The sequence below is a fragment of the Ruegeria sp. BHSB056 genome (assembly GCF_059613305.1).
In genome coordinates this window covers 22,831-49,588 of record NZ_JBXWSG010000002.1, presented here as the reverse complement: position 1 = coordinate 49,588, position 26,758 = coordinate 22,831, and the positions used below count along the sequence as shown (strand labels likewise).

Genomic DNA, 26,758 nt, shown 5'->3' with positions numbered 1-26,758 from the left:
GATACGAAAAGGTATCCAAGATGACCGAGATTAGACGCACGCCGTTGTATGGGCTTCACGTTGAGTTGGGCGGCAAGATGGTTGATTTTGCCGGGTGGGAGATGCCAGTTCAGTATCCGCTGGGGATCATGGGCGAGCATAAGCAGTGCCGCGAGAAGGCGGCGTTGTTTGATGTGTCGCATATGGGTCAGGTGATATTGCGGGGCGAGAATGTGGGCGAGAAGCTGGAAGCACTGTGTCCGCAGGCTTATGCGACGCTGAAGGAAGGCAAGGCGCGGTACGGGTTCTTCACCAATGCCGAAGGCGGGATCATGGATGACCTGATCGTGTCGAACGCGGGGGATCATTACTTTGTGGTGGTGAACGCGGCGCTGCGCCATCAGGACATTCCGCATATGCGCGACAATCTGGACGGGGTTGAGGTGACCGAGATCTTCGACCGCGCGCTGGTTGCGGTGCAAGGCCCCAAGGCCGAGGACGTGGTGGGCGCGCTCTGCCCCGCGGCGCGCGACCTCAAGTTCATGGAAACCACGATTGCCGACATCCTGGGTGTCGAATGCCGCATCTCGCGGCTGGGCTACACGGGCGAGGACGGGTACGAGATCTCGATCCCCGAAGACAAGGCGATCGAGATCACCCGTGCGTTCCTTGCGCATGAGGATTGCGAACCGGCGGGTCTGGGCGCGCGCGACAGCCTGCGGCTTGAAGCCGGGCTGTGCCTGTACGGCAATGACATCGACCAGAGCACCTCGCCGGTCGAGGCCAGCCTCGGCTGGGCGATCCAGAAGCGTCGCAAGGAAGAAGGTGGGTTCCCGGGAGCGGAACGTGTGCAGCGCGAACTGGCCGAGGGGCCTGCGCGCAAGCTGGTGGGCATCAAGCCCGACGGCCGCGCCCCCGCGCGTCAGGGGGTCGAGGTGCAATGCCTTGAGGGCAATACCATCGGTCAGATCACCTCGGGCAGCTTTGGCCCCACGGTCGGCGGCCCGGTTGCGATGGGCTATGTGTCCGCGGGCCATGGCGAGCCGGGCGAGAAGGTCAACCTGATCATCCGGGGCAAGGCGCAACCGGCACAGATCGTGGCGCTGCCCTTCGTCACACAGAATTACAAGCGTTGAAGTCAGGAGAGAGAGACATGGCAACCTATTATTCCGAAGAGCACGAATGGCTGGCCGTCGACGGCGACACGGCCACGCTGGGCATCACCAAACACGCGGCCGAGCAGCTGGGTGAGGTGGTCTTTGTCGAGCAGCAGGAGGTGGGCGACGAGTTCGAGAAGGATGGCGAGATCGGCGTGATCGAATCCGTTAAGGCCGCCTCCGAGCTTTACGCGCCGGTTGATGGTGAGATTACGGAAGTGAACGAGGCGCTGGCTGACAACCCCGGTGCGCTGAACGACGACCCCGAGGGCGAGGCCTGGATCTACAAAATCAAGATCGCCGATGCCGCGCAGCTGGAAGATCTGATGGACGAAGCCGGCTACAAGGCCTTCATCGGCTGAATCCGGCCCGGAGCCCCAGAGACCGGGGCTCCCTGCTTCATCTTTTCCAAATACTCCCGCCGGAGGCTCCTGCCGTCTCCGCCGGGTCTGACCTATCCTTGAGGAGCGCTGCAATGGCCTTCAAACTGACCGATTACGAAGCCTATGACTTCGCCAATCGCCGCCACATCGGCCCGTCGCCCACCGAAATGCGCGACATGCTGCAGGTGATCGGCTTCAAGACGCTGGACCAGCTGATCGACGCCACCGTCCCGCCCGCGATCCGGCAGAAGGAACCGCTGGACTGGGGCCCGGCGATGACGGAACGCGATGCGCTCTTTCACATGAAGCAGGTGGCGGGCAAGAACAAGGTTCTGACCTCGCTGATCGGTCAGGGATATTACGGCACCACCACTCCGGCGCCGATCCTGCGCAACATCCTGGAAAACCCGGCCTGGTACACGGCCTACACGCCCTATCAGCCCGAGATCAGCCAGGGCCGGCTCGAGGCGCTGCTGAACTTCCAGACTATGGTCAGCGACCTGACCGGGCTCGATGTGGCCAACGCGTCCCTGCTGGACGAAGCCACGGCTGCGGCAGAAGCCATGGCAATGGCCAAGCGCGGCGGCCGGTCCAAGGCCAATAACGCGGCCTTCTTCGTGGATCGCAACTGTCATCCGCAGACCATCGCGGTCATCAAAACCCGCGCCGAACCCTTGGGCATCGACGTGCAGGTGGGCGATCCCGATCAGCTGGATGCAGGTGCCGTCTTTGGCGCGATCTTCCAGTATCCGGGCACCCATGGCCATGTGCGCGACTTCACGACCGAGATCGCGGCGCTGCATGAACATAACGCCATCGCCGTTGTCGCCGCCGACATCCTGTCGCTGGCGCTGCTGAAATCCCCCGGCGAGATGGGCGCGGATATCGCCATCGGCTCGACCCAGCGCTTTGGCGTGCCGATGGGCTATGGCGGCCCGCACGCCGCGTATATGGCGACCACCGACAAGCTGAAGCGCTCGATGCCGGGCCGGATCATCGGGGTCAGCATCGACAGCCGCGGCAACAAGGCCTACCGCCTGTCGCTGCAAACCCGCGAGCAGCACATCCGCCGCGAAAAGGCGAACTCGAACGTCTGCACCGCGCAGGCGCTGCTGGCTGTCATTGCCTCGATGTATGCGGTCTATCACGGACCCGACGGCATCAAGGCGATCGCGCAATCGGTGCACCGCAAGACCTCGCGCCTGGCCGCCGGTCTGGAAGAGGCGGGCTTTGCGGTCGAACCCGAGGTGTTCTTCGACACCATCACGGTCGAGGTCGGCCATCTGCAGAATGTCGTTATGGAGGCCGCCGTTGCCCGCGGCGTCAACCTGCGCAAGGTCGGCGAGACCCGCGTGGGCATCAGCCTGGACGAACAGACCCGGCCCGAGACCATCGAGGCGGTCTGGGGTGCCTTCGGCATCGACCGCAAGGATGACAGCTCGAACAAGCAATACCGCCTGCCGGATTACGCGCTGCGCGAAAGCGCGTACCTGACCCACCCGATCTTCCACAAGAACCGGGCCGAGGCCGAGATCACCCGCTATATGCGCCGTCTGGCCGACCGCGACCTGGCGCTGGACCGGGCGATGATCCCGCTGGGCTCGTGCACCATGAAGCTGAACGCCACGATCGAGATGATCCCGGTCACCTGGCCCGAGTTCGGCAACCTGCATCCCTTCGTGCCCGAAGATCAGGCGCGGGGCTATCACGAGATGATTGCGGATCTGAACGACAAGCTGTGCCAGATCACCGGCTATGACGCGATCTCCCAGCAGCCCAACTCGGGCGCGCAGGGCGAATATGCGGGTCTTCTGACCATCCGCAACTATCACTTCGCCCGCGGCGAAGGGCAGCGCAATGTCTGCCTGATCCCGACCTCGGCCCATGGCACCAACCCGGCCTCGGCGCAGATGGTGGGCTGGCAGGTTGTGCCGGTGAAATCGGATGACAAGGGCAATATCGATCTGAATGATTTCCGCGAAAAGGCGGAAAAGCATTCGGACCATCTGGCCGCCTGCATGATCACCTACCCCTCGACCCATGGCGTGTTCGAGACCACCGTGCAGGAGGTCTGCCAGATCACCCATGATCACGGCGGTCAGGTCTATATCGACGGCGCCAACATGAACGCCATGGTCGGGCTGGCACGTCCCGGTGACATCGGCGGCGACGTCAGCCACCTGAACCTGCACAAGACCTTCTGCATCCCGCATGGCGGTGGCGGCCCCGGCATGGGTCCGATCGGCGTCAAGGCGCATCTGACCGAACACCTGCCCGGCCACCCGGAATACGGCACCGCCGTTGGGCCGGTCTCGGCGGCGCCCTTTGGGTCTCCGTCCATTCTGCCGGTCTCATGGGCCTATGTGCTGCTGATGGGCGGCGCGGGTCTGACTCAGGCCACCAAAGTGGCGATCCTGAACGCCAACTACATCGCGGCACGGCTCAAGGATGCCTATCCCATCCTCTACACCTCGGAAACGGGTCGTGTAGCGCATGAATGCATCCTCGACACCCGCCCGCTGGACGCCGAGGCGCATGTCACCGTCGACGATGTGGCCAAGCGTCTGGTCGATTCAGGCTTCCACGCGCCGACGATGAGCTGGCCGGTGGCCGGCACCCTGATGGTGGAACCGACCGAGTCCGAGCCCATGGCCGAGCTCGACCGCTTCTGCGACGCGATGCTGTCGATCCGGGCCGAGGCGCAGGACATCATCGACGGCAAGATCGACGCGGAGAACAACCCGCTGAAAAACGCCCCCCACACGGTGCGCGATCTGGTCGGCGACTGGGACCGCCCCTACACCCGCGAACAGGCCTGCTTCCCGCCGGGATCCATGGGCGTCGACAAATACTGGTCCCCCGTCAACCGCGTCGACAACGCATACGGCGACCGAAACCTCGTCTGCACATGCCCACCAATGGACGCATACGAAGACGCCGCTGAGTAACACAAACAAACCCCGCCGAAACATCGGCGGGGTTTTTCGCCAATCGGAAACGCGTGTTCTGATTTGTGCCCGTTTCAGATGTCGTTTTTACCCGGTAAAGCGTCTTTTCCGCTTGCTGCAGGTGCGAAGGCCCCCTAGGTCTGTCCGTGGGACACCCCTCCCCAACGAGGGGCGTGTATCTGGAAGGGTAATACACATGACGATCGAACAACCGGCGACGCGGCCGGCCAATCCGCGCTTTTCTTCGGGCCCCTGTGCCAAACCCCCCACATTTGACCTGACAAAACTGGCCGATGCCGCATTGGGCCGGTCGCACCGCGCCGCTGTCGGCAAGGACAAGCTGAAGGCGGCCATCGAAGGCACGCGCGAGATTCTGGGCATTCCGGCGGATTACCGCGTTGGCATCGTTCCCGCCTCGGACACTGGCGCGGTTGAAATGGCGCTGTGGTCTTTGCTGGGTGCGCGCAAGGTCGAGATGCTGGCGTGGGAAAGCTTTGGGTCCGGCTGGGTGACCGACGTAGTCAAGCAGCTGAAGATCGACGCCGAGGTGAAAACTGCGGATTACGGGCAGATCGTGGATCTGGCATCGGTCGATTTCGCAAATGACGTGGTCTTTACTTGGAATGGCACGACTTCAGGCGTGCGCGTGCCGAATGGCGACTGGATCGCCGATGATCGTCAGGGTTTGACGATCTGCGATGCAACCTCGGCTGCCTTTGCGATGGATCTGCCCTGGGACAAGCTGGATGTAACGACCTTCAGCTGGCAGAAAGTGCTGGGCGGCGAAGCGGCCCACGGGATGCTGATCCTGTCGCCGCGCGCTGTTGAACGGCTGGAAAGCTATACCCCCGCATGGCCGCTGCCCAAGATTTTCCGCCTGACCAAGGGTGGCAAGCTGATCGAAGGCATCTTTACCGGGGCGACGATCAACACACCGTCGATGCTGGCGGTTGAGGATTATCTGTTTGCGCTGGACTGGGCCCGATCGGTCGGCGGTCTGAAAGGCCTTATTGCCCGCGCGAACGCCAATGCCGGTGCCGTGCATGCGTTCTGCGACCAGAACGACTGGATCGAAAACCTGGCCGAACACGCTGCGACGCGGTCAAACACATCCGTCTGTCTGAAATTCACCGACGCGCGCATTCAGGACGGCGCAAGCTTTGCCAAGGCTGTGGCCAAACGGCTGGAGTCCGAGAATATCGCGCTGGATATCGGTGCCTACCGCGACGCGCCTGCGGGCTTGCGGATCTGGTGCGGCGGTACGGTCGAGACCTCGGATATCGAAGCGATGCTGCCTTGGCTGGCATGGGCCTTTGAGGCCGAAATCGCGGCGCAAACAGAAGCCGCCTGATCCTATCCCATCTTCACCGGGCCGCATCGGCCCGGACCTCTCAATACATTCAAGGACCACAAACATGGCTCCCAAAGTACTCGTTTCCGACAAACTCAGCGAAACCGCCGTTCAGATTTTCCGTGATCGCGGCATCGACGTGGATTTCATGCCCGATCTGGGCAAGGACAAGGACAAGTTGGCCGAGGTGATCGGCCAGTATGACGGTCTTGCCATCCGCTCGGCCACCAAGGTCACGCCGACCATTCTGGAAAAAGCCTACAAACTGAAGGTGATCGGCCGGGCCGGAATCGGCACTGACAATATCGACAAGGAAGCGGCGTCGAAAAAAGGTGTGATCGTGATGAACACGCCATTCGGCAACATGATCACAACGGCAGAACACGCTATTGCGATGATGTTTGCCGTGGCGCGGCAGATCCCCGAGGCCTCGACTTCGACCCATGCGGGCAAGTGGGAAAAGTCCAAGTTCATGGGGATCGAGCTGACCAACAAGACACTCGGCGTCATTGGTGCGGGGAATATCGGTGGCATCGTGTGCGAGCGCGCGCTTGGCCTGAAGATGAAAGTCATCGCCTATGATCCCTATCTGGGCGAAGAGAAAGCCGCCAAAATGGGCGTGGAAAAGGTAGAGCTGGACGAGTTGCTGTCGCGCGCTGACTTCATCACCCTGCACGTGCCGCTGACGGATCAGACCCGCAATATTCTGAGCCGTGAGAACCTTGCCAAGACCAAGAAGGGCGTGCGCGTCATCAACTGCGCTCGTGGTGGTCTGGTGGATGAGGAGGCTTTGGCCGAGGCGCTGCAAACCGGTCACGTTGCTGGCGCCGCGTTTGACGTGTTCGGTGAGGAACCCGCCAAGGACAACCCCCTGTTCAACCTGCCCAACGTGGTCTGCACGCCGCATCTTGGTGCAGCAACGACCGAAGCGCAGGAGAATGTGGCGCTGCAAGTGGCCGAGCAGATCTCGAACTATCTGCTGACAGGTGCGGTCGAGAACGCTTTGAACATGCCCAGTGTGACGGCGGAAGAAGCCAAGGTGATGGGGCCGTGGATCAAGCTGGCCGGCCATCTGGGCAGCTTCATCGGCCAGATGACGGATGAGCCGGTCAAGGCGATCAATATCCTGTATGATGGTGTGGCCGCTGAAATGAATCTGGCGGCGTTGAACTGCTCGGTGGTCGCCGGGATCATGAAAAAGTTCAACCCCGAGGTTAACATGGTGTCGGCCCCGGTTGTCGCCAAGGAACGTGGGATCAAGATCTCGACCACCAATCAGGACAAATCGGGTGTTTTTGATGGCTATATCAAGGTCACGGTCGTAACGGACAAGCGTGAACGGTCGATCGCTGGTACGGTGTTCAGCGATGGCAAACCGCGTTTCATCCAGATCAAGGGCATCAACATCGATGCCGAGGTCGGCGCTCATATGCTGTACACCACCAACGAAGACGTGCCAGGCATCATCGGCACGCTGGGTCAGACCATGGGTGAGAGCAACGTCAATATCGCCAACTTTACCCTCGGCCGCGCTGAGGCCGGAGGCGAAGCGATTGCATTGCTCTATGTCGACGAACCGGTCCCGGCCGAAGCGCGGGCGAAGCTTGCCGAAACAGGCCTGTTCACACAGATCAAGCCACTGGAATTCGACGTCGCCTGATCGGGGCTGTTGAGTTTGAGGAACAGTTCAGGACCCGGTTATGCGAATATCCGGGTCCTTTGTTCTCTCAAACCATGATCTGAGGCACAAGCAAGCTGAACTTTACCGCCGGAGGCCGTCTATGACGCAGCCAATCTATGTTATTGGTGATCTGCACGGGCAGGTGGCTGAGCTGGAGCGCGCGCTGTCCCTGATCCAAAGCGACGGCGGCCCCGATGCTCAGATCGTGTTTCTGGGTGACTACGTTGACCGCGGCCCTGACAGTCGCGGGCTGATCGAACGCCTGATTGCCGGGCGTGATGCGGGTCGGAACTGGATCACTCTGCTGGGCAATCACGATCGCATGTTTGCCTGGTTCATGGAGGACACGCCGCGCCACGATCCGCATTTGTTGGTGGGATACCACTGGCTGCATGACAGGTTGGGCGGGGTCGAAACCCTGCGCAGCTATGGGGTGGAATTCGAAGGTCAGATCCGCCTTGAAAACCTGCACCGGATGGCACAGGCAGCCGTGCCGAAATCGCACCTGACCTTTCTGCGCGATCTGGTGGCGATGCATCAGACGCCCGAGATTGCCTTTGTTCATGCGGGTATCCGTCCGGGTGTGCCGCTGAATGAACAGCAGGCAAGTGATCTGATCTGGATCAGACAGGACTTCCACGACTACCAAGGCCCGCATCCCAAACTGATCGTTCATGGACACACGCCTGTGGATCAGGCGACGCATTATGGCAACCGGATCAATCTGGACACGGGGGCCGGGTACGGACGCCCGACGGGCGTCGCCGTATTCGAGGGACGGAGTTGCTGGGAACTGACCGAACAAGGTCGAACACCATTGACGCCCTGACCGTTCCGCATGGGTATGACACTGGAGATTGGAATATGTACGTCGCCACTTTGCTGACCAACCCGGCTGCACCCTCACTGGACCGCGCCTTGCCAGAATCGCTGCGCAACGCGTGGGGCGGTGGAGATGTCCTGTGGCTCAGCCCGGACGAAGCGGTCGAGTTTGAGCTGAGTGACATGCCCGCCAATCGCTGGGACGTTTGGGCAGACTTGCAAGGCATGGGCGTGGACCTGATTGTGCAGCCCGCACATGGGCGGCGCAAACAGATGCTGTTGGCCGATATGGACAGCACCATGATCCAGCAGGAATGCATTGACGAACTGGCGGATGAGGCTGGCGTCGGCGAAAGGGTCAAGGACATCACCGCCCGCGCCATGAACGGAGAGCTGGATTTCGAAGGTGCTCTGATCGAACGGGTTGGTCTGCTGAAGGATCTGGATGAAAGCGTCATTGGCAAAGTCCTGCGCGAACGGATCACCCTGATGCCCGGCGGACAGGTGTTGCTGGCAACGATGCGGGCCAACGGTGCCTATGCTGCACTGGTGTCCGGTGGCTTTACCGCCTTCACCGCGCGGGTGGCAGAACTGCTGGGGTTCGATGAAAACCGCGCCAACACTCTGCTGGCCTCAGATGGCAAACTGACGGGCGATGTGGCGCGTCCTATTCTGGGACGTCAGGCCAAGATCGAAGCGCTTGAACAGATCTCGACACGCCTTGGCCTGTCCGAAAGTGACGTGATCGCCGTGGGCGACGGGGCCAATGATCTGGGCATGCTGGGGCGGGCCGGAACCGGGGTTGCGCTTCATGCCAAACCGTCGGTGGCCGCAAAATGCGACGTGCGGGTGAATCACGGCGACCTGACGGCACTGCTTTACCTGCAAGGGTACAGTCGCACGGATTTTGTCGAATCCTGACAGGGCTTTTCATTATTTAACATTTGTGTTAAATAGAGGTCATGAGTACGCTTCTGACCACCTTTTCCGCTTTGTCTGACGCCACCCGGTTCTCGATTGTCGAGCAACTGATGGAGCAGGGCGAACTGCCCGCCGGTGACCTGATCGAAGGGCGTGGAATATCCGGCGCTGCGATCTCGCGACACCTCAAGGTGCTGCGCGAGGCAGGGTTGGTTCAGCAGCGTGTGCGGGGCACACAACGGATGTACTCCATCCGGTCCGAAGGGCTGCGGATGATTGCCGACTGGACCATCTCCAAACGGCAATTCTGGGAGAGCAGCCTCGATCGCCTCAGTGATATCATCGAAAGGGAGAATTCATGGCCGACCTGAAACTGGAACGGGACTTCCCCGTCAGCCCAGAAGACCTGTTTGCATGGATCAGCGACGGCAGCCGGTTGTTGCAATGGTGGGGGCCCGAAGGGATGCACGTGCCTGAACACAATCTGGATTTCTCGCGCACCGGCCCGTGGTATTCGGTCATGGAAAACAGCGAGGGCCAGCAATACAAGGTCTCGGGCCACGTCACGCATGTCGACCCGCCAAACTCGGTGGGGTTTACCTGGGGCTGGCATGACGATCAGGATCAGCGCGGGGCCGAAAGCCACGTCACCTTCACAGTCACAGCGACAGGCACGGGGTCACGTCTGGTTTTGGACCACCGCGAACTGGCCGATGCCGAAGCAGCCGCGAACCACAAACAGGGCTGGACGTCTTCGCTGCGCAAACTCGAAGCGAAGTGCAAATAAGGTTTCATCAGGGAGGAGCGATATGCCTCAATATTTGTTTGTCTATCACGGGGGACACACCCCGACCGACCCCGCCGAGATCGAGGCGACCATGGCCGCTTGGGGCGCATGGTTTCAGGGTATGGCCGAAGCGTTAGAGATCCCCGGCAACCCGGTCGGACAATCCTATACGGTCAGCAGCAGCGGGGTTGTCGACAATGGCGGTGCAAACCCGGCCTCGGGCTTTACCGTGATCAAGGCCGACAGCATCGACGCCGCGACCGAGATGGCCAAGGGCTGTCCGATGGTTGTCAACGGCTCGGGCTCGGTTGAAGTGGCCGAGGTGCACGAGATCGAGATGTAGGGGCCTTAGCCGGGGAAACCCGGCGCAGGTTTGATCACGCCGCATTCCAGCCCCCGGCGGCTGTATTGCGTGGCGTTCATGAATTTGCGGGTGGCCGGGTGATCGGCCTCCAGCACACCAAGGCTCACCAGAATGGCGGCGATGGCACATTCGCTGGCCCGCGTGGTGCCATCGGTGATCTTGAGCGCAACGCCCATGCGTTTTTCCGGGATGATGGCTACAAACACCGCCTCGGCCCCGGTCTTGATGGCGGCGCGTCCGTTCATGGCGCGCATCAGTTCGGTGCAGGCACGGGTCTCACCGGCGACCAGTTCCGGGTGTTTCACCATGGCCGCCACCAACTGAACCGCTGCCTCGCTGGAACGGTCGGACCGATCCGAGGCGCTGGCGAACCACGCCATCGACCGGGCCAGCCCGGACAGGGACACGGCGAAATTCGGGGCGGAACAGCCGTCAATACCATAACCGGGGCTGGTTTCGCCTGACGTTTCTTCGATGGCAGACAGGCAGGCCTGCTGCACCGGGTGATCGATTTCCAGATATTCCGGCCCTGCGCCCATATGCTGACCCAGTGTCAGGAAACCACAATGCTTGCCGGAACAATTGTTGTGGATCTGGCACGGGGTGTCATCCGCCAGGATCAGCCGATCCCGCGCTGCGGTGTCTGCGGGCTCCTGTGGCCCGCAGCGCAAGTCGTGCTCGCTCAGCCCCAGATGATCAAGCCACGCTGTCACGCGGTCGGTATGGATCGCGGCCCCATTGTGGGACGCGCAGGCCAGCGCAAGATGTTCGCTGTTCAATCCGTATTTTGCCGCGGCTCCAGACGTGACCAGCGGAAGCGCCTGAATCATCTTGGCGGATGAGCGCGGATAGATAACCGCCTGCGGGTCGCCCCAGCTGCGCACGATCTGGCCGGTGTCGTCGCAGATGACCGCGTGGCCCAGATGCAGGCTTTCCAGCAAGTTGCCGCGCCACAGTTCTGTCATTGCTACGGGCTGCGTCATCAGGACCTCCGAAATTTATGCGCAAAAATCTGCCAATCGCCCTTTCGCCTGTGGCGAAACCTGCGTTAGTGTGTGTATGTCGGCAATCATCGGAATGCGCAACGGAATAGACGGGCCGGAAGGGTTCGCAGCCATGACCGATGGATTTGAGGTATCGGTCGAGCTAGGAGGCTGGACAAATGGGATCAATGCTCGTTCGTACGATTGCGGGCCTGTGTGTGGCAGGCATCGCCGCAACGTCTGCACTCGCCCAACAGGCGACAAGCACAAACCGGGTTGCTGCAAAAACGGACTGGAGCGTTTTTGTCGAAGATGATCCCACCGAATGCTGGAGCGTTTCGGCCCCCAAGGAAACCGTGAACACCCGGGGCGGGCGTGTCGTATCCGTGCGGCGCAGCGACATCCTGTTGTTTGTGTTCTATCGCCCCAATGCCGAGGTCAAAGGACAAGTGACCTTTACCGGCGGCTACCCGTTTGCACCGGGGTCGACGGTGAACCTGAATGTCGACGGGTCCGAGTTTGAACTGTTCACCGAAGGCGAGTGGGCCTGGCCTGCATCAGATGCAGATGACGCCAAGATCGTCACCGCGCTGAAACGCGGAACCGAGGCTGTTCTGACCGCCCGGTCCGAACGCGGCACACAAACCAAGGACACCTTCTCGCTGCTGGGCTTTACCGCAGCAATCGAAGACGCTGAAAAGCGGTGCACCAAGTAAGCACCCCGACCTAAGCAAATGGTCCCGTCTTTGGCGGTGCTTTTTTTGATTGGCTACCGTCAACGTTGGCGTAAAGCAATTGCTACGGCATTCCTGAAACGTCCGTTGGTTCAGGAGTTACACCTGTCGCAGTGAGCATGGCATGTATCTGTCCCCGGTGATGGGTTTGGTGGTTAAAAAGCTGAACGACACAGACAGCTTTCGGCATTTCAATTTTGGCAGAGCCGTCCGGAGGGTACCATTTGATCGCGCCCTTGAGATCTGTGTCGGTTGTACCGGCTGCCAACCGCTCGATTTCCGCGTCTCGTTCTATGCGTAAGCTTTTGAACTCAGACCAGTCTGTTGGACTGGTTAGTGAGTGTGTGATCGTGTCTTGTGGGCGTTCATTGCCTTTGATGCGCTCAAGTATTAGCGCGTCGGCCCAATAGAGGTGGTTCAATGTCCCGGCGATGGACTGAAAGAATGCGCCTCGATCAAACCAGCGCTCGGCATTCGTCAATTCGTTGGCCGCTGCTACGAGTGAGGAGTTTTGCCAGCTGTTGTAGCGTGCCATGAGTTGGCAATATTCGGCTGAAATCATTTTCAATGACCTTAGTTCTATTGAAGGGATTGTGGAAAGATGGGGCGTTTTGCATTGGCATTTAGCAAATTGCGCCTTCAAACGGGCAGGCTAGCGCGCCGCCGAGTGAGGCCATGTTAGATGCGCCACCGACTTTGCGTAATCTTTTTCTTATTTGTGCATGTCGGGGTTCAGTATCACCGAGCGCCGCTTTCGGTACGCTCCGCATTCAAACAGCACGCCACACAAGCGCTTCCGTCGTAGCTATGTTGAAACCCTCAGAGATGGGGAACCTTCAACACCGCAGAACTCAATCACAACGTGGAACAGCATTGTTACTCACCCCAGAGCGCAAGATGCAACTTTACGCAGGATCAACCCGTTTACTTGATCCGTATCAATGTGAGCTCTGACGGTTTCTGAACTAATCAGTTCAAGAGAAACCAAGGAGTTGCCACCATGCTGAACAAATCTCTTGCCGCGCTGATGATGATATCGGCCATGCTGCTGAGCGCCTGTGAAAACAAGGGCGAGACTTACCCTGTAACAGGCGAACAATGCGGGCCGAATGATCCGGTTAAGACCCTGGATGCCGAAGATTGCTATGTCCCACCCGCGGGTGTCTGACGCGGAACTGCATTTCCGTTGGTTCAGGGGGCCAACCTGCATCTAAACCTTTCTGGTAAAACATGTTACTCTGGCCTGACCCCTGCCGAATATTTGAATGAGGCGGCCATGCGTCTGATCTTGATTGCGCTGCTTTTGCCAGCCACCGCAACCGCCGACCCGGCGTTGGAGTGTTCCGACGCCGGATCACAAGTCGAAATCGGATCCTGCGTCGGAGAGATGGACACACGGGTGTCGCGCGCGCTGCAGGTGAGTTTTGAATTGGCGGTACAATCTGCCAAGGAGCTGGACGAGGTCACCGGGCGGATAGTGGCTGAACCTGCCCTCATAGCGGCGCAACAAGCCTGGGAAACCTATCGCGATACGCATTGCACCGCCGTCGGCGCGTCGTTTGGTGGCGGATCGGGTACAGGTATCGCAATCACATCATGCCGGGTGAATTTGGGGCGGGCACGCGTTGAAGAACTGTTGAGTTTTGCAGACTGACTGAAACGATTCCTTTTGATCTTTGCACAGGTTCCTATATAGAGGCGCATCCCAAGCCAGAATCCTTGAAGATACGCCTCAGCAGGTACCACAATGTCGCCCAAAGCGCCGATCACTCAAGACGTCATGACCCTCCCTCGCAAATTGCCCGAGGGGAAGGTGAACCTTGTCGGTCTCACCCGCGACCGTTTGCGCGAGGTCCTGATCGAACATGGTACGCCCGAAAAGCAGGCAAAGATGCGCACCGGTCAGATCTGGCAGTGGATCTATCAATGGGGCGTGCGCGATTTTTCCCAGATGACGAATCTCGCCAAAGCCTACCGTGCGCAACTGGCCGACAACTTTGTGGTCGAGATACCCGAGGTGGTGACCCGACAGGTGTCCGAGGACGGCACCCGCAAATATCTGTGCCGGATCACGGGTGGGCACGAGGTCGAGGTGGTCTACATCCCCGAGGAAGATCGCGGAACGCTGTGCATATCGTCTCAGGTCGGATGTACGTTGACATGTTCGTTTTGTCATACCGGCACCCAGAAGCTTGTACGTAATTTAACATCTGCCGAAATTGTCGGGCAGATCATGATGGCGCGCGACGATCTTGACGAATGGCCGACCCCCGGTGCGCCAAAGGATGAAACGCGCCTTCTGTCGAACATAGTTCTGATGGGAATGGGTGAGCCGCTATACAATTTCGAAAACGTCCGCGATGCGATGAAGATCGCGATGGACCCCGAGGGGATTTCCCTGTCGCGCCGCCGCATTACGCTGTCAACCAGCGGGGTGGTACCCGAAATTGCGCGCACGGCTGAGGAAATCGGCTGTTTGCTGGCGATCTCGTTCCATGCAACCACGGATGAAACCCGCGACGTTCTGGTTCCGATCAATAAACGCTGGAATATTGAAGAGTTGTTGAAGGCGCTGGCCAGCTATCCGAATGCCTCGAACTCCGAGCGGATCACGTTCGAATACGTGATGCTGGACGGTGTGAATGACAGCGACTCGGATGCCCATCGTTTGATCGACCACATCAAGCGTCACAAAATTCCGGCCAAGATCAACCTGATCCCGTTTAACGAATGGCCCGGCGCGCCGTACAAGCGCAGCTCGAACAACCGCATCCGCGCTTTTGCCAACATCATCTATCAGGCAGGCTACGCCTCTCCCATTCGCAAGACACGGGGCGAGGATATCATGGCGGCGTGCGGTCAGTTGAAATCGGCAACCGAACGCGCCCGCAAATCGCGCAAACAGATTGAGTCCGAAGCCGGTTTAACCCGGTAGTTTTTCTGTTGGATTCATCATGGTTTGGATGGTCGTGCTTTGATTGTCAAAGATGACCGCCTGCACGCATGAAGTGTGCCTGTAAACTTAATGTTTCAGGTACTGATTCAATATGCAAAATTTGCTATATTTTAATGATTCAATGCCGCAGGATGCAGGTTCAAATCGATGCACAAGGCGGTGAGTTTCCGGGACCTGAGCTGGTAAGAGATCTCGGAGCCGCTAAAATGCGAATACTGCCGTCAAGTGGCGCTCAGGCGAACTGATTTTCAGGTGGGTCGTAATAATGGACTCGTATCTTCGAATTATTCTCCAGCACAAGGCCATTGCGTGCGCGATACTTCTGGTTTCAGCAGGGCTGGCAACGGCGGATGGCCACAACGCTCATATCGCGATCGAAAATCCGGCAGAGCTGAGCAAGGATGAAGCTGCGGCTCACTACCATTCACTGCGCCGCCGCATGGCACGGGGGTATGCTGCGGCGCAATTGGATCTGGTTCTAAACTATCAAAGCTGGCCGCTTTTCAACGACGTGCCATATATTTCCGCGACACACGGTCAGCGTTACGTAAACACGTATGCCAACCGAATGGCCCATAACTACGGGACATTGCAGCAAGGCGAAGAACTTCCCATGGGATCGGTGCTTGCCAAGGACAGCATGACTGTGACCGATGAAGGTCACATACATCCCGGCGCCATGTTCATAATGGAAAAACTGCCAGAGGGTACCAGCCCGAACACCGCTGACTGGCGTTATATCATGGTGCTGCCAGACGGGTCCTTGTATGGCGATACCATGGGCGCCCGTGCCAGCGAAGTTGCCTATTGCCATGTCTGTCACGAACAAGTGGCGGATCGTGACTATACATTCTTTATCCCCGAAGAATATCGGGTGGGAAACTAAGCCGGTTCACCCGGCAGCTTGAGTTCTGTCGCCTCGCGGCGGCTGAGTTGCTCGCCTTGCTTCCGTTTGGACAGTACCTCGCGTGCCAACGCGTATTTGTCATCCTGCCAGAAGATCAGGCATCCGTTGCAGCCCTTGCCGCAGCATCCTTCCGTGCCGATGCGGTTTGTCTTGAACCGGCGTTCGTTACCGTCTTCGCCGATCTTTTCAACCAGATCATCGCGACGGCGTGCATAAGCTGTTGGATTGTCTCGACCGGAGGTTTCCAATCCCTGCACGAGCTTGTCAAAGCGAATGCGGCTCCAGTGTTCGTCGGTCAGGGCGCGTTCCTTGCGCAGCACCGAGTAGACCGGAAAACGGGCGCGCAGGTTGTCGATATCCTCGTGGTCGAACAGGGTGAAGGGCAGGCGGATCACTGTTTTGGTGCTGCCATGCACCACGTCCATCCGAGCACCATCGGATGCGCGTTCGAAATCATAAACCCGCAGCAGAACCGTCTCGCGCGAGATGGGCGAGACGAAATCCAGCACATCGCCCGGTTCCAGCTTGTTCTTTACCTCGACCAAAAAGGCATCCTCGGTCACTTCGGTGACGATCCCGGCATATTCCCACTGCGCGATGGACGCCGTGTGTTCGTAATCATGGGCGTAATTGGTCAGCCGCCCTTCGTGGAAGGCCAGCGTATAGCCGCGGTTACCCACGGTCTCCAACTCGCGCATGTAACGCTTGGGGTCCCAATTCTCGGGGTCCGCGAAATAGTCATCGATGGCCATACGATAGGCCCGCGCGACGATCGCGGCGTAGTATTCCGATTTGCCGCGCCCTTCGACCTTGAGGCTGTCGACTCCGATTTTCAGGTACTCGTCCAGCTTCGGCATGATGCAGAGGTCGCGTGAGTTGAGGATGTACGAGCCGCGATCATCCTCTTCGATGGGCATCAGGTCACCGGGGCGACAGCCTTCTTCCAGCAGAAATTCGAACAGGTCGGCGTTTTCGTCGGTGATACGCAATTCCTGATGCGTGCCATCCTTGAGGCGCAGTTTCAGGCCATAGTTCCAGCGACAGGAATTGGCGCAGTTGCCTTGGTTGGCCCCGCGTTCGGCCATGAAGTTCGACAGCAGGCAGCGGCCCGAATAGGTCATGCACATGGCGCCGTGCACGAAGGCCTCGAGCTTGATGTCGGGGCATTTTTCACGGATCTCGACCAGTTCGGGATAGGAAACCTCGCGGGCCAGAACCACCAGCTCGGCCCCCTGATCCTGCCAGAACCTCACCGACAGCCACGAACAGATATTAGCCTGGGTCGAGATGTGCAGCGAAAGTTCGGGCGCGCGCTCGCGGACGTATTGGAATACGCCCGGATCGGCGATGATCAACCCGTCGGGCTGCACCTTGCGCACCGTGTCGATATATTCGTCCAGTTTCGGAATGTCTTTGTTATGCGAGAACAGGTTCAGTGTCAGGTAGGCGCGCCGGCCATGGCTGTGGCAGAACTCGACCCCTTCGATCACCTCGTCCAGCGAAAACTCGGACTTGGTGCGCAGCGACATATCCGGCGTGCCCAGATACACGGCGTCTGCCCCATAGAGGATGGCGAGTTTCAGTTTGCGCAGATTGCCCGCAGGCATCAGCAACTCGGATCTGGGCTGGGTCATGGAAGCTACCTGACAAAGGATCAAGGCGGCCTTCTACGCCAAAATCATTGCGCCCAAAACCCTGTTATCTGCGACGGAACCGCGCTGTGCCGATGACTTCGATCAGTTGATGGCGCACCGGCTCGGGTTGCGCCTCGACTGCGTTCAGAACCTCGCGCAGTTCGGCGCGCAGCCCATGCATCTGATCAATCAATGAGATCATCATCGACAGCGCATCGGCCTCCATGTCGTATTGCTCGTGCAACTCGCAGGCCAGTTCCAGCCGGGCAACGTCAATACTGTGATAGACCAGCCCCTGCTCCGATTGTTCAGGGATCACGATCTCGGCCGCAAGATATTCGGTCAGGCGGTCCGAGGTCAGGCGCGAGACGGTTTCGATCAGTTCCTTTTCGGTCAGGGTCATGATGGCATTCCTTTCCGCGGATCGTAGCGGTGCGTTTCGCGCCAGGTCTCCATGAACTGCCTGAGGTCATCATCGACCTTGTCGGGCATCGCAATGGTCAGTTCGATCAGTTGGTCGCCGCGCTGGGATGAGCCGCGTTTCTTCACCCCTTTGCCGCGCAGGCGAAGGGTCTTGCCGCTGCTGGTACCCGCCGGAACATTGACGTTCACACCGCCATCGATGGTGGGGGCGGCGACTTTGCCGCCCAAAATGGCCTCATCGATGCTGATCGGCAGCGTAATATGAATGTCGTCGCCCTGACGGTCAAACACCGGATGTTTGGCGACCGTGACAGTCACCAACGCATCACCCGGAGGACCTTCGCCATAACCCGGAGCACCCTTGCCGCGCAGACGGATGGTCTGACCCTCGGTTATACCGGCGGGGATCTTGACCTCGATCCGGTTGCCGTCTGGTAGGGTCAGTTTCTGACTGGCGCCAAACACGGCATCCAGAAAGCTGATCTGAAGGGAATAGTTCAGGTTATGCCCCGGCGCATGAAACTCATGCCTTTGCTGGCCGCCAAATCCACCGCGGGCACGCATGAATTCAGCAAAGATGTCCGACATGTCGTCCGGGTCCGCCTGACGCCCGCGATAGGGGTTTCCAGCGGCCTCGGCATAGTCCCGGTAATAGTGTTGTTGCGGGCGTTCCTGACCCGAGGCGTCGATTTCGCCATTGTCGTAACGGGCGCGGGTTTCAGGATCTTTCAGCAAGTCATACGCAGCAGCTGCGGCCTTGAATTTGGCCTCGGCCTTGGCATCGCCGGGTTTCAGGTCCGGGTGGCACTCCTTGGCAATACGCCTGTAGGCTTTCTTGATTTCGTCGGCACTGGCGTCTTTCGATACGCCAAGGACGGAATAGGGATCGTCGCTCATCTCACACTCATGGGTCAGGGACAGGTCTGATCTTGATGAATGTGTTCTACCACGTGTTTTCAACGGGTCAAAAGGAAGAGGCGATTGAATTGTCTCGAAAAAACTCAGAAGCCTGCTAATATCTTCATATTTCTGATTGTAGATTGACGGAGGCCATCCCATGTCGCGCAGAATTAAATCCGCTTTGGCCCTGCTGGCCGGCAATGCCATCGGGCTGTTGCTGGCTTCGCTGATACTGTCCGGTTTCGCGATCAAACCGATCTCATTTATCGTGGTTGTGATTGTTTTCACCGTCGTTCAGGTGATCGCCGAGCCCTTGATACTGAAGCTTGGCGAAAAGAAAGCGCCCGCATTGAAAGGCGGGATCGCCCTAGTCGTGACATTTGTGGGCCTGCTGGTGACCGACCTCATCGCGTCGGGGCTGACCGTTGGCGGTATCTCGAACCTGCTGGCGGCGACGCTGCTTGTCTGGCTGGGGGCGCTGATTGCCAGCGTGGTATTGCCGATCTACGTTTTCAAGGACCTGCGTACCGCGAAGAAGTAATCACAGCGCGTTCAGGCTGGCCTCGATCGCTTGCCACAGTTCGTCCACCGGTTCGCATCCAACGGACAGTCGGATGAAGGCCGGGTCGACACTATCGCCCCAGCGCGCGCGGCGCTCGGCCGAGCTGTGAACACCTCCGAAGGATGTGGCGGGGCGCAAAAGCGGGCAAGTGTTGATGAAGGCTTCGGCCTTGTCTTCGCTTTCCAAAGTCAAGGATAGCAGAAATCCGAACCGTGCCGTTTGTGCCTGCGCCAGTACGTGTGATGGATCATCGGCCAGCCCGGGATAGCGGACCCGCTTGACCGCTGGGTGAACTGCCAACCGTTCTGCTATTACCTGAGCCGAGTTGCACATCCGGTCGAACCGGACATCCAGCGTTTCCAACCCGCGATGCAGCAGCCATGCCTCATGCGGTCCTGGGATCGAGCCGGAGACTCTCCGCCATTCCTCGACCCGTTCCATGATGTCACTGTTGCGGCTGGCCACGTGACCCATCAGCATGTCGGAATGCCCGCCCATCGCCTTGGTGTCGGACGACACGACCACGTCGATGCCCAAATCCAACGGGCGCTGACCCAGCGGTGTCATCGTCGTATTGTCGGCAACCGTCACCCCGCCAGCAGACCGCACCTGATCAGCTACGGCTGTCAGGTCAATCATGTCCAGACCGGGGTTCGAAGGGCTTTCGACGAACACAACGTCAAACCCGTCAAAACCACCTTCGGCAAACGCAGTGGTCGGGCGCTCTTCAACTGTCACGCCAAGACGCGAAAGGAACCGGTCCGCCAGCAGACGGGTGACATAGTACCCGTCCGAAGGGATCAGAAGGCGCGACCTGGCTTGCACCGTTGCAAACAGAGCCGCAGAAATCGCGGCCATGCCGGACGGGAAGCTGAGGCAAGGTGCGTCTTCCAGATGCGACAAAACATGCTCAAGATGTACCCATGTGGGGTTATCGACACGGCCATAGGTCGGGTGACCGTCCGGCGCGCCGGGCAGATGGAACATGCTGCTTTGCGTCAGCGGAAGGGCGACGGGTTCGCCTTTTGACAGCGCGTTGCCACGCAGGTGGAGCATTTCGCCGGTCTTTGGGGATTTCATCGCTCAGCGCCCCGGAATTTCGTCGCGGGGCGGTGCGGGTTCCCAGTTGTTGATGATATCGACCGCCTCCTGCGCGGTATCGACAAAGCGGAACAGGTCTAGATCCTCGTCCGAGATCGTACCGGCATCCGCCAGTGCGTCCCAGTTGATGACCTTTTCCCAGAACGCGCGGCCAAACAGCAGGAATGGCACGCGATCCATTCTGCCGGTCTGGATCAGGGTCAGGGATTCGAACAGTTCATCCAGAGTCCCAAACCCACCGGGAAAGATGGTGATGGCGCGGGCGCGCATCAGGAAATGCATCTTGCGGATCGCAAAATAGTGAAAGTTGAAGCTGAGCGCTGGCGTCACGAAACTGTTTGGCGCCTGTTCGTGCGGAAGCACGATGTTCAGCCCGATCGAGCACCCGCCTGCTTCGTGTGCCCCGCGATTGCCGGCTTCCATTACACCGGGGCCGCCGCCAGTGACGATCACATTCTCGCGGCAGCCGGTTTCTTTCGATTTCACGGTCATCAGCCGGGCAAACTCGCGCGCCTCATCGTAATATTTCGACAGACCGGCCAGGGTTTCTGTCCGCGCGGTGTGCTTTTGCGAAGGTTCGGGAATGCGGGCACCGCCGAACATGACGATGGTCGACGTGATCTCACGCTCGGTCATGATCATTTCGGGTTTCAGCAACTCAAGCTGCAAGCGTACAGGGCGCAGCTCGTCCCGGCACAGAAACTCGTCATCCGCGAAAGCCAGACGGTAGGCCGGAGAGCGTGTTTGCGGTGTGTCCGGAACCTCTTTTGCGGTCGAGCGGTCGGTCTGCGCATCGCGAAACGGACTGTGGCGGTCTTCTCTCATCGGTGATCGATCCCTGCTTGCGTGTTTGACAAACAGCTATAGGGTTCGCGGGCAGAGTGCCAGTCACGGAAAGACGAGAATGAATTGGAAAAGTGAAATATCGGCAGCACGGGACCGCATCGCGGGTTATGCGCAGGTAACCCCGGTTATGGAAAGCAACATTCCCGGCTATCCGGTTGAGCTGAAACTCGAGCACATGCAGCATACCGGCAGTTTCAAGGCGCGGGGTGCGTTCAATACGCTGCTCAGCTCGGACGTGCCGGCTGCGGGTGTGGTCGCCGCATCCGGTGGCAATCATGGTGCGGCGGCGGCCTATGCAGCGCAGACGCTGGGGTATCCTGCAAAAATATTTGTGCCGGAACTGGCGGGCCCGTCCAAGATCGCACTGATCCGGCAAACCGGTGCCGACCTGAGTGTTGTTTCCGGTGAATACGCGAACGCGCTGACCGCAGCGCAAGAGCATGAGGCAACGACGGGTGCAATGCAGATCCATGCTTATGACGCCCCGGCCACGGTGGCGGGGCAAGGGACCTGTTTTGCCGAATGGGACGTCCAGGGCTTGCAGGCGGATACGGTACTGGTCGCTGTTGGCGGCGGCGGGCTGATCGCCGGGGCGCTGGCCTGGTTCGGTGGCGCGCGCAAGGTTGTGGCGGTCGAGCCGGAAACGTCCTGTGCGTTGAATGCAGCGTTGCGCGCTGGTGAGCCGGTTGATGTTTCCGTGTCGGGCATCGCCGCAAACGCGCTGGGCGCGCGGCGGATCGGCGAAATCTGTTTTGAACTGGCACAGGGTATGAGTTCGGTTCTGGTGTCTGACGATGCCATCGCTGCGGCACAACTGGCGCTTTGGCGCGCGCATCGCATTCTGGTAGAACCTGCGGGCGCGACCGCATTGGCAGCCTTGACCTCGGGTGCGTATCGGCCTGAACCGGGTGAACGCGTGGCCGTTCTGGTGTGCGGTGCAAATATCGCGCCGGACCCGTTCGCTGGGTAAATTATCGGGTTGTGGATGTGGATGGTGGATTTTATCTATAATCCATGACTGCAATGATTTCCGACACGATTTACCAAAGCCTCAGCCAGCGGATCATCACCGGAGAGCTGGCGGCCGGTGAAAAGCTGCGGCAAGACCATATTGCCCGTACCTTCGACACCAGCCATGTTCCGGTGCGCGAAGCCTTGTTGCGGCTTGAGGCGCATGGGTTGGCCCGGCATGAACCACGCAAGGGAATGCGGGTTACGGCGCTGGACCCGGCAGAGGTTCGGGAGGTGATCGAAATGCGCGTGGCGTTGGAAACGCTGGCGTTGCAGCAATCGATGCAAAACATGTCTCCGGTCGCGTTAGAAAAGATCGAAAACGCACGCATTGCCTGTGACGAGGCGCAGTCGATGCCGCAATGGGAGGCTCTGAACAGAACGTTTCATCGCGCCATCCTGACACCTTGCGGGTTGCCTCGGCTTTTACACGCAATCGACGATCTGCATATCGCAAGCGCACGCCATTTGTTCGCGCAATGGCGGTTGAAATGGGTGCAACGGGCTGACACGGATCATGCTGCCATTGTGCGGGCGTTGAAGCGCAAGGAAATGGCTACAGCAACGGCGATCCTGACCCGCCATATCCGGCGCGCAAGCTGATGACCCTTTGCCTCAGACGCAATTGGGCCCGTCTACGTCGCATTGCGCCATGGGTCGGGCTTGCGTATAGGCCAAATCAACGTGAACAGATTCTGTAGGGAGACACCCCATGTCCAACGCGCAACTGGAAGCCGCCATCGAAGCCGCCTGGGAGGCACGCGAGACCATTACGCCCGCCACAACAGGCGAGCAGCGCGAGGCGATCGAAGAAACGCTGAATGCGCTGGACAGAGGCTCGTTGCGCGTGGCGGAAAAGCTGGAAACCGGTGACTGGCACGTAAATCAATGGGCCAAAAAGGCGGTTCTGCTGGGCTTCCGTATCAAGGACATGGAAATCCAGCCGGGCGGTCCGCAGGACGGCGGCTGGTGGGACAAGGTAGACAGCAAGTTCGCCGGTTGGGGTGAAAACCAGTGGCGGTCTGCCGGGTTCCGCGCGGTTCCAAACTGTGTGGTTCGCAAGTCGGCATATATTGCACCGGGCGTGGTGCTGATGCCGTCTTTCGTGAACCTCGGGGCCTATGTTGACGAAGGCACGATGGTTGATACCTGGGCCACCGTCGGATCCTGCGCGCAGATTGGCAAGAATGTGCACCTGTCGGGCGGCGTTGGCATCGGTGGAGTGCTTGAGCCGATGCAGGCTGGCCCAACAATCATTGAAGACAATTGCTTTATCGGCGCGCGCTCGGAAGTGGTCGAGGGATGTATCGTCCGCGAAGGCTCGGTTCTGGGGATGGGCGTGTTCATTGGTAAGTCCACCAAGATCGTGGACCGAGAAACCGGAGAAGTCATGTATGGCGAGGTTCCGCCCTATTCGGTTGTGGTCGCGGGTTCCATGCCGTCAAAGAACAATGTCAGTCTCTATTGCGCGGTGATCGTGAAGCGGGTTGACGAAAAGACCCGCTCGAAAACGGGCATCAACGAATTGCTGCGGGACTGATCGTTCTGGGAATGTCATAAGGCCGGAGCAGTTACGCTCCGGCCTTATTAGTTCTTTGGGTCAGGTCGGCTAAGGCAGATCCCAAGCTTGTGGCCCTAGCCTGCCTTGAAGTGCTGCTTAGCGGCTCTCACCCTGCATGGCTTCCACTTCTGTGCTTCCTGCATTGGTTTCCGCACCATCGGCCTCACCACCGCCATCGGTCTCACCACCGCCATCGGCCTCACCACCGCCATCGGCTTCACTGCCACCTTCGGATTCACCATCGCCGCCGGATTCGCCTCCGCTTTCGGCCTCACTACCGCCTTCGGAATCGCTACCGCCCTCGGTTTCACTGCCACCTTCGGCCTCACCATCGCTGCCGGATTCACCTCCGCCTTCGGTCTGCGCGCCGCCTTCGGCCTCGCCGCCACCGGTGGTTTCGCCGCCTTCACCGCCCGCTTCTTGGGCATAAGCAGCATCACTTGTTACAAAGGACAGAATTGCAACAGCCGGTATACCGGAAAGTACAATCACGCTTGCTGTTGTTGTCATCAATCTGGACAGAACACTCATCTCAACTCTCCTTTGAAAATGACTTTTGCAGTACCCACAGCGTAGGGCCGGCATCGACGCTTAGTTGTGAATTGCTGGCGTCGTGTCCCGGCTAGCGGGAATTGGCCCAAAATGAAGAGGAAGACTGGCGCAAAAGTGCCGGATTCAACTCAACAGCTTTTCAGGCCGGAGGCCTTCAATCAATAAGGGAGGCCGAGACTCGCGTTCACTGAGTCTCTCACCCAGCTTATCCCTTGATCGGATATCGGTCCGGTTCCTCGAAAACATCTATGACCCGTGTGCCAGCCTTGATTTTGCCGCCATGTTCCACGCCTGATGGGATCGAATAACTGTCGCCCGAGCGGTAGGTCCGGGTCTGCCCGTCGATGGTCAATTCAATCTCACCCTCGACCACTGTGCCCCACTGGGCTTTGTGAGAATGTAAGGGCAATTCGAAATCCTGAAGAAACGTAAAGAACGCCACCAAGCCCGCATCCGACCGGATCACGGCCGTTTGCACCACGTCGTCAGGGAATGGTACGTCGAGGCTAGGAAAACTTGCTATGAAATCTGGGTAGGGCATGAAGGTGTCCTTTGTATCCGGGATCGGTTTATTCTGGGTACTATGGGCGCAAGGCGGGATTCCTGCAATTGTTGGCTGCTTGACCGCGAACCGGCGTGGGGCTATGGCCCGGTGCATGGATAAGCAAAAGAAACCCTCGCGTCAGCAAGTCTACACCCTTCTGGTCCAGATTGGCCGCAAGGAGGGCGACGGGCTGCCTGATGGGGCGACCGGTGCGGCGCTGATGTGCTATGCCAGCGGCGTGGATGAGGCCGAGGCCGTGCGTGAGACGGTTGCGATCCTGAAGCAGGCGGACACCGCACCGCTGGATGTCACCGGATACGGCACATTGGCCGAGCGTGAAGCGCAAGGTCACGATATCGAGGCGGACGAACGTGCGCTGATGCAGAGGGCATTGGATGAAAACGCAGTGATCGTCGCGCAGATGACACCGTTCTTCGGAGACGAGGCGCAGGTCTAGTTCCGCGACCCGAACCACTTGCGATAGATTTCGTCATAGGTTCCGTCTTCGCGCAAGCCAAGCAATGCCTGGTTTACATCCTCGACCAGTGGTGATCCGGTCGGGAAAGCGATGCCGTAATTCTCGCGCAGGAAAACACCGCCTGTCATCGACGCAATCCGCCGGCCTTCATGGGCTGCAAAATAGGACAGGATCGGCGCGTCGAACACGACAGCATCCAGATCTTCGGCCTTGAATGCGTCCAGCATCTCATTCAACCCCGGATAGCTGGTAAACTCGATCTCGCGCCGGTTCAGAAAACTGGCCGCAGTCGACCCTGATATTGTCCCGACAGTCTTGCCGTACAGGTCGTTCACCGAATTCACGCTGCCGGTAATGGCGTCCACAGTCATGACCGAGGTGATACGGGCGGTGAACACCGACACGATGAACAAGGATGACACAACCAACACGACACCCAACATTCGACCGAACGGAGTGCGCGGCATTCGCTCTTCGAAACCGCCATTCACAACCAAGTTCAGCGCCCACCAGAACGATGGGAACCATGCTTCGTTCAGGTCGCGGTCGAAATAGGGTTGGGCGCGGCGTTCAAAGCTCCACATCAACATGCCGCCACCGAGGAGAATGGCAAAGGCCAGCCCGATTGCGATGAACAGTTCTTTCGATAGCAGGGCCTGCAACAGCGATGGTTTTCGTACCGCGTCCGAGGGTACCATGATCTGAAGACCGGCCTCAAAGATCGGTTGAGAGAAATCCATTTGCGTTTCGCGCAGGGCAGTGATCGAGATATTGGCGATGGCAAGGTCTGCAGATCCGCTCTGCACGGCACCCAACATGTCAGAAAAGGCGTCGACGCGGTTGACCGTGTAGTCCCAGTTCAGAGCCTCGGCCAAAGCCGCCAGCAAATCCATAGAGAAACCGGTTTCGTCGCCATCCTCGACATAGGAAAATGGCGGGCGGGTCACGGTTGTGACCGAAAGGGACTGTGCCAGGCTTTGCTGTGCGATGACGGCGAAAGTCAGGCAGATCAGTGCGAAGAAGGCGCGCTTCATATTCAATACACCTGTTTCGCGGCCCTGTAACGCGAATTTGTGGCGGGCGGCAAGGTGGTCGCGGGGTAAAGTTCCATGTTTTATTGGGGTGCCGCTTTGACATCTAAATATTCGGATTACCGATTTTTGACGGATTGGG

30 protein-coding genes are annotated in these 26,758 nt (G+C 59.1%); 20 read left to right on the top strand and 10 right to left on the bottom strand.

The window, feature by feature from the left end; all coding sequences use genetic code 11:
- Positions 1-20: 20 nt before the first annotated feature.
- From gcvT to AC2FND_RS00990, 10 genes are all read left to right on the top strand, one after another.
- Complete coding sequence (gene gcvT, locus AC2FND_RS01035; protein ID WP_209598397.1) at positions 21-1,115, top strand: glycine cleavage system aminomethyltransferase GcvT; 1,095 nt, start codon at positions 21-23, stop codon at positions 1,113-1,115.
- Between the two features lie 17 nt (positions 1,116-1,132).
- The gene (gcvH, locus tag AC2FND_RS01030; protein WP_209505056.1) at positions 1,133-1,498 is read left to right on the top strand and encodes a glycine cleavage system protein GcvH; all 366 of its coding nucleotides are present in this window, start codon (positions 1,133-1,135) and stop codon (positions 1,496-1,498) included.
- A 113-nt stretch (positions 1,499-1,611) separates the two neighbouring features.
- A complete protein-coding gene (gene gcvP / locus AC2FND_RS01025) occupies positions 1,612-4,467 on the top strand; it encodes an aminomethyl-transferring glycine dehydrogenase (RefSeq protein WP_496767399.1) in 2,856 nt (951 codons plus the stop codon).
- 196 nt (positions 4,468-4,663) lie between these two features.
- A complete protein-coding gene (locus AC2FND_RS01020) occupies positions 4,664-5,818 on the top strand; it encodes a phosphoserine transaminase (protein WP_496767397.1) in 1,155 nt (384 codons plus the stop codon).
- 64 nt (positions 5,819-5,882) lie between these two features.
- Positions 5,883-7,478, top strand: a complete 1,596-nt coding sequence (serA, locus tag AC2FND_RS01015; protein WP_496767395.1) for a phosphoglycerate dehydrogenase — start codon at positions 5,883-5,885, stop codon at positions 7,476-7,478.
- A 121-nt stretch (positions 7,479-7,599) separates the two neighbouring features.
- On the top strand, positions 7,600-8,328 hold the full coding sequence (locus AC2FND_RS01010) for a metallophosphoesterase family protein (protein ID WP_496767393.1): 729 nt from the start codon (positions 7,600-7,602) through the stop codon (positions 8,326-8,328).
- A gap of 35 nt (positions 8,329-8,363) precedes the next feature.
- Positions 8,364-9,242 carry a phosphoserine phosphatase SerB gene (gene serB / locus AC2FND_RS01005; RefSeq protein ID WP_496767391.1) on the top strand — a complete coding sequence of 293 codons (879 nt, stop codon included), beginning with the start codon at positions 8,364-8,366 and terminating at the stop codon, positions 9,240-9,242.
- Positions 9,243-9,283: 41 nt separating this feature from the next.
- Entirely contained in the window at positions 9,284-9,613 is a 330-nt protein-coding gene (locus AC2FND_RS01000; protein ID WP_496767390.1) for an ArsR/SmtB family transcription factor, read from the top strand.
- Positions 9,601-10,029 (top strand): SRPBCC family protein, encoded by a 429-nt coding sequence (locus tag AC2FND_RS00995; RefSeq protein ID WP_209505049.1) that lies wholly within the window; start codon positions 9,601-9,603, stop codon positions 10,027-10,029. Before AC2FND_RS01000 ends, AC2FND_RS00995 begins: the two co-directional genes overlap by 13 nt.
- A gap of 22 nt (positions 10,030-10,051) precedes the next feature.
- The gene (locus tag AC2FND_RS00990) at positions 10,052-10,372 is read left to right on the top strand and encodes a YciI family protein (RefSeq protein WP_209505048.1); all 321 of its coding nucleotides are present in this window, start codon (positions 10,052-10,054) and stop codon (positions 10,370-10,372) included.
- A 5-nt stretch (positions 10,373-10,377) separates the two neighbouring features.
- Here the strand turns inward: AC2FND_RS00990 and AC2FND_RS00985 are convergent, their stop codons facing one another.
- Positions 10,378-11,376: an asparaginase gene (locus tag AC2FND_RS00985; protein WP_209505047.1), complete on the bottom strand. Its 999-nt coding sequence runs from the start codon at positions 11,374-11,376 to the stop codon at positions 10,378-10,380.
- Positions 11,377-11,555: 179 nt separating this feature from the next.
- Between AC2FND_RS00985 and AC2FND_RS00980 the strand changes: the two genes are divergently transcribed.
- Positions 11,556-12,092 carry an invasion associated locus B family protein gene (locus AC2FND_RS00980; RefSeq protein WP_209505046.1) on the top strand — a complete coding sequence of 179 codons (537 nt, stop codon included), beginning with the start codon at positions 11,556-11,558 and terminating at the stop codon, positions 12,090-12,092.
- A gap of 82 nt (positions 12,093-12,174) precedes the next feature.
- On the opposite strand, the gene AC2FND_RS00975 is transcribed toward AC2FND_RS00980, so the two are convergent.
- Complete coding sequence (locus AC2FND_RS00975) at positions 12,175-12,672, bottom strand: DinB family protein (RefSeq protein WP_496767388.1); 498 nt, start codon at positions 12,670-12,672, stop codon at positions 12,175-12,177.
- A 438-nt stretch (positions 12,673-13,110) separates the two neighbouring features.
- Between AC2FND_RS00975 and AC2FND_RS00970 the strand changes: the two genes are divergently transcribed.
- From AC2FND_RS00970 to AC2FND_RS00955, 4 genes are all read left to right on the top strand, one after another.
- On the top strand, positions 13,111-13,278 hold the full coding sequence (locus AC2FND_RS00970) for a hypothetical protein (protein WP_209598391.1): 168 nt from the start codon (positions 13,111-13,113) through the stop codon (positions 13,276-13,278).
- Positions 13,279-13,386: 108 nt separating this feature from the next.
- A complete protein-coding gene (locus AC2FND_RS00965; RefSeq protein ID WP_496767386.1) occupies positions 13,387-13,764 on the top strand; it encodes a lysozyme inhibitor LprI family protein in 378 nt (125 codons plus the stop codon).
- Positions 13,765-13,857: 93 nt separating this feature from the next.
- The gene (rlmN, locus tag AC2FND_RS00960) at positions 13,858-15,045 is read left to right on the top strand and encodes a dual-specificity RNA methyltransferase RlmN (RefSeq protein ID WP_496767384.1); all 1,188 of its coding nucleotides are present in this window, start codon (positions 13,858-13,860) and stop codon (positions 15,043-15,045) included.
- A gap of 286 nt (positions 15,046-15,331) precedes the next feature.
- Positions 15,332-15,952, top strand: coding sequence for a cytochrome P460 family protein (locus AC2FND_RS00955; RefSeq protein ID WP_496767383.1), 621 nt, complete (start codon positions 15,332-15,334; stop codon positions 15,950-15,952).
- Here AC2FND_RS00955 and AC2FND_RS00950 read toward each other — a convergent pair.
- The 3 genes from AC2FND_RS00950 to AC2FND_RS00940 all read right to left on the bottom strand — a co-directional run bounded on the left by AC2FND_RS00950 (position 15,949) and on the right by AC2FND_RS00940 (position 18,927).
- Entirely contained in the window at positions 15,949-17,607 is a 1,659-nt protein-coding gene (locus AC2FND_RS00950; RefSeq protein WP_496767382.1) for a U32 family peptidase, read from the bottom strand. The two genes, AC2FND_RS00955 and AC2FND_RS00950, sit on opposite strands and share 4 nt — an antisense overlap.
- A 64-nt stretch (positions 17,608-17,671) precedes the next feature.
- The gene (locus AC2FND_RS00945; RefSeq protein ID WP_209505039.1) at positions 17,672-18,010 is read right to left on the bottom strand and encodes a hypothetical protein; all 339 of its coding nucleotides are present in this window, start codon (positions 18,008-18,010) and stop codon (positions 17,672-17,674) included.
- Complete coding sequence (locus AC2FND_RS00940; protein ID WP_496767380.1) at positions 18,007-18,927, bottom strand: DnaJ C-terminal domain-containing protein; 921 nt, start codon at positions 18,925-18,927, stop codon at positions 18,007-18,009. Before AC2FND_RS00940 ends, AC2FND_RS00945 begins: the two co-directional genes overlap by 4 nt.
- Positions 18,928-19,087: 160 nt before the next feature.
- Here AC2FND_RS00940 and AC2FND_RS00935 point away from each other — a divergent pair, with 160 nt between their 5' ends.
- A complete protein-coding gene (locus tag AC2FND_RS00935) occupies positions 19,088-19,471 on the top strand; it encodes a hypothetical protein (protein ID WP_496767379.1) in 384 nt (127 codons plus the stop codon).
- Here AC2FND_RS00935 and AC2FND_RS00930 read toward each other — a convergent pair whose 3' ends face one another.
- Together AC2FND_RS00930 and AC2FND_RS00925 are read right to left on the bottom strand one after the other, a co-directional pair.
- The gene (locus AC2FND_RS00930; RefSeq protein WP_496767377.1) at positions 19,472-20,572 is read right to left on the bottom strand and encodes a cystathionine gamma-lyase; all 1,101 of its coding nucleotides are present in this window, start codon (positions 20,570-20,572) and stop codon (positions 19,472-19,474) included. It lies immediately after the preceding gene.
- A 3-nt stretch (positions 20,573-20,575) separates the two neighbouring features.
- Positions 20,576-21,418 (bottom strand): LOG family protein, encoded by an 843-nt coding sequence (locus AC2FND_RS00925; RefSeq protein WP_496767375.1) that lies wholly within the window; start codon positions 21,416-21,418, stop codon positions 20,576-20,578.
- Positions 21,419-21,497: 79 nt separating this feature from the next.
- Between AC2FND_RS00925 and AC2FND_RS00920 the strand changes: the two genes are divergently transcribed.
- The 3 genes from AC2FND_RS00920 to dapD all read left to right on the top strand — a co-directional run bounded on the left by AC2FND_RS00920 (position 21,498) and on the right by dapD (position 23,990).
- Positions 21,498-22,409: a threonine/serine dehydratase gene (locus AC2FND_RS00920; protein ID WP_496767373.1), complete on the top strand. Its 912-nt coding sequence runs from the start codon at positions 21,498-21,500 to the stop codon at positions 22,407-22,409.
- Between the two features lie 44 nt (positions 22,410-22,453).
- Positions 22,454-23,053: a GntR family transcriptional regulator gene (locus tag AC2FND_RS00915; RefSeq protein ID WP_209598385.1), complete on the top strand. Its 600-nt coding sequence runs from the start codon at positions 22,454-22,456 to the stop codon at positions 23,051-23,053.
- Between the two features lie 109 nt (positions 23,054-23,162).
- Positions 23,163-23,990 (top strand): 2,3,4,5-tetrahydropyridine-2,6-dicarboxylate N-succinyltransferase, encoded by an 828-nt coding sequence (gene dapD, locus AC2FND_RS00910; RefSeq protein WP_496767371.1) that lies wholly within the window; start codon positions 23,163-23,165, stop codon positions 23,988-23,990.
- 117 nt (positions 23,991-24,107) lie between these two features.
- On the opposite strand, the gene AC2FND_RS00905 is transcribed toward dapD, so the two are convergent.
- Entirely contained in the window at positions 24,108-24,542 is a 435-nt protein-coding gene (locus tag AC2FND_RS00905; RefSeq protein WP_496767369.1) for a hypothetical protein, read from the bottom strand.
- 226 nt (positions 24,543-24,768) lie between these two features.
- Positions 24,769-25,104, bottom strand: coding sequence for a cupin domain-containing protein (locus tag AC2FND_RS00900; protein ID WP_209598382.1), 336 nt, complete (start codon positions 25,102-25,104; stop codon positions 24,769-24,771).
- Between the two features lie 115 nt (positions 25,105-25,219).
- On the opposite strand from AC2FND_RS00900, the gene AC2FND_RS00895 reads away from it, so the two are divergent.
- A complete protein-coding gene (locus tag AC2FND_RS00895) occupies positions 25,220-25,564 on the top strand; it encodes a DUF8846 family protein (RefSeq protein ID WP_496767368.1) in 345 nt (114 codons plus the stop codon).
- Here the strand turns inward: AC2FND_RS00895 and AC2FND_RS00890 are convergent.
- Positions 25,561-26,619, bottom strand: coding sequence for a transporter substrate-binding domain-containing protein (locus AC2FND_RS00890; protein WP_209505028.1), 1,059 nt, complete (start codon positions 26,617-26,619; stop codon positions 25,561-25,563). The two genes, AC2FND_RS00895 and AC2FND_RS00890, sit on opposite strands and share 4 nt — an antisense overlap.
- Positions 26,620-26,758: the final 139 nt, after the last annotated feature.

Excerpts from the sequence above, each read along its gene's own strand:
- AC2FND_RS01000 (WP_496767390.1), top strand. The coding sequence starts at position 9,284 with ATGAGTACGCTTCTGACCACCTTTTCCGCTTTGTCTGACGCCACCCGG.
- AC2FND_RS00980 (WP_209505046.1), top strand. The coding sequence starts at position 11,556 with ATGGGATCAATGCTCGTTCGTACGATTGCGGGCCTGTGTGTGGCAGGC.
- gcvP (WP_496767399.1), top strand. The coding sequence starts at position 1,612 with ATGGCCTTCAAACTGACCGATTACGAAGCCTATGACTTCGCCAATCGC.
- AC2FND_RS00995 (WP_209505049.1), top strand. The coding sequence starts at position 9,601 with ATGGCCGACCTGAAACTGGAACGGGACTTCCCCGTCAGCCCAGAAGAC.
- serB (WP_496767391.1), top strand. The coding sequence starts at position 8,364 with ATGTACGTCGCCACTTTGCTGACCAACCCGGCTGCACCCTCACTGGAC.
- AC2FND_RS00940 (WP_496767380.1), bottom strand. The coding sequence starts at position 18,927 with ATGAGCGACGATCCCTATTCCGTCCTTGGCGTATCGAAAGACGCCAGT.
- gcvH (WP_209505056.1), top strand. The coding sequence starts at position 1,133 with ATGGCAACCTATTATTCCGAAGAGCACGAATGGCTGGCCGTCGACGGC.
- AC2FND_RS00930 (WP_496767377.1), bottom strand. The coding sequence starts at position 20,572 with ATGAAATCCCCAAAGACCGGCGAAATGCTCCACCTGCGTGGCAACGCG.
- gcvT (WP_209598397.1), top strand. The coding sequence starts at position 21 with ATGACCGAGATTAGACGCACGCCGTTGTATGGGCTTCACGTTGAGTTG.
- AC2FND_RS00935 (WP_496767379.1), top strand. The coding sequence starts at position 19,088 with ATGTCGCGCAGAATTAAATCCGCTTTGGCCCTGCTGGCCGGCAATGCC.
- AC2FND_RS00990 (WP_209505048.1), top strand. The coding sequence starts at position 10,052 with ATGCCTCAATATTTGTTTGTCTATCACGGGGGACACACCCCGACCGAC.
- AC2FND_RS00900 (WP_209598382.1), bottom strand. The coding sequence starts at position 25,104 with ATGCCCTACCCAGATTTCATAGCAAGTTTTCCTAGCCTCGACGTACCA.
- AC2FND_RS00950 (WP_496767382.1), bottom strand. The coding sequence starts at position 17,607 with ATGACCCAGCCCAGATCCGAGTTGCTGATGCCTGCGGGCAATCTGCGC.
- AC2FND_RS00905 (WP_496767369.1), bottom strand. The coding sequence starts at position 24,542 with ATGAGTGTTCTGTCCAGATTGATGACAACAACAGCAAGCGTGATTGTA.
- AC2FND_RS00925 (WP_496767375.1), bottom strand. The coding sequence starts at position 21,418 with ATGAGAGAAGACCGCCACAGTCCGTTTCGCGATGCGCAGACCGACCGC.
- AC2FND_RS00890 (WP_209505028.1), bottom strand. The coding sequence starts at position 26,619 with ATGAAGCGCGCCTTCTTCGCACTGATCTGCCTGACTTTCGCCGTCATC.
- AC2FND_RS00975 (WP_496767388.1), bottom strand. The coding sequence starts at position 12,672 with ATGATTTCAGCCGAATATTGCCAACTCATGGCACGCTACAACAGCTGG.
- rlmN (WP_496767384.1), top strand. The coding sequence starts at position 13,858 with ATGTCGCCCAAAGCGCCGATCACTCAAGACGTCATGACCCTCCCTCGC.
- AC2FND_RS00945 (WP_209505039.1), bottom strand. The coding sequence starts at position 18,010 with ATGACCCTGACCGAAAAGGAACTGATCGAAACCGTCTCGCGCCTGACC.
- AC2FND_RS00965 (WP_496767386.1), top strand. The coding sequence starts at position 13,387 with ATGCGTCTGATCTTGATTGCGCTGCTTTTGCCAGCCACCGCAACCGCC.
- serA (WP_496767395.1), top strand. The coding sequence starts at position 5,883 with ATGGCTCCCAAAGTACTCGTTTCCGACAAACTCAGCGAAACCGCCGTT.
- dapD (WP_496767371.1), top strand. The coding sequence starts at position 23,163 with ATGTCCAACGCGCAACTGGAAGCCGCCATCGAAGCCGCCTGGGAGGCA.
- AC2FND_RS00985 (WP_209505047.1), bottom strand. The coding sequence starts at position 11,376 with ATGACGCAGCCCGTAGCAATGACAGAACTGTGGCGCGGCAACTTGCTG.
- AC2FND_RS00895 (WP_496767368.1), top strand. The coding sequence starts at position 25,220 with ATGGATAAGCAAAAGAAACCCTCGCGTCAGCAAGTCTACACCCTTCTG.
- AC2FND_RS01020 (WP_496767397.1), top strand. The coding sequence starts at position 4,664 with ATGACGATCGAACAACCGGCGACGCGGCCGGCCAATCCGCGCTTTTCT.
- AC2FND_RS00915 (WP_209598385.1), top strand. The coding sequence starts at position 22,454 with ATGACTGCAATGATTTCCGACACGATTTACCAAAGCCTCAGCCAGCGG.
- AC2FND_RS00920 (WP_496767373.1), top strand. The coding sequence starts at position 21,498 with ATGAATTGGAAAAGTGAAATATCGGCAGCACGGGACCGCATCGCGGGT.
- AC2FND_RS01010 (WP_496767393.1), top strand. The coding sequence starts at position 7,600 with ATGACGCAGCCAATCTATGTTATTGGTGATCTGCACGGGCAGGTGGCT.
- AC2FND_RS00970 (WP_209598391.1), top strand. The coding sequence starts at position 13,111 with ATGCTGAACAAATCTCTTGCCGCGCTGATGATGATATCGGCCATGCTG.
- AC2FND_RS00955 (WP_496767383.1), top strand. The coding sequence starts at position 15,332 with ATGGACTCGTATCTTCGAATTATTCTCCAGCACAAGGCCATTGCGTGC.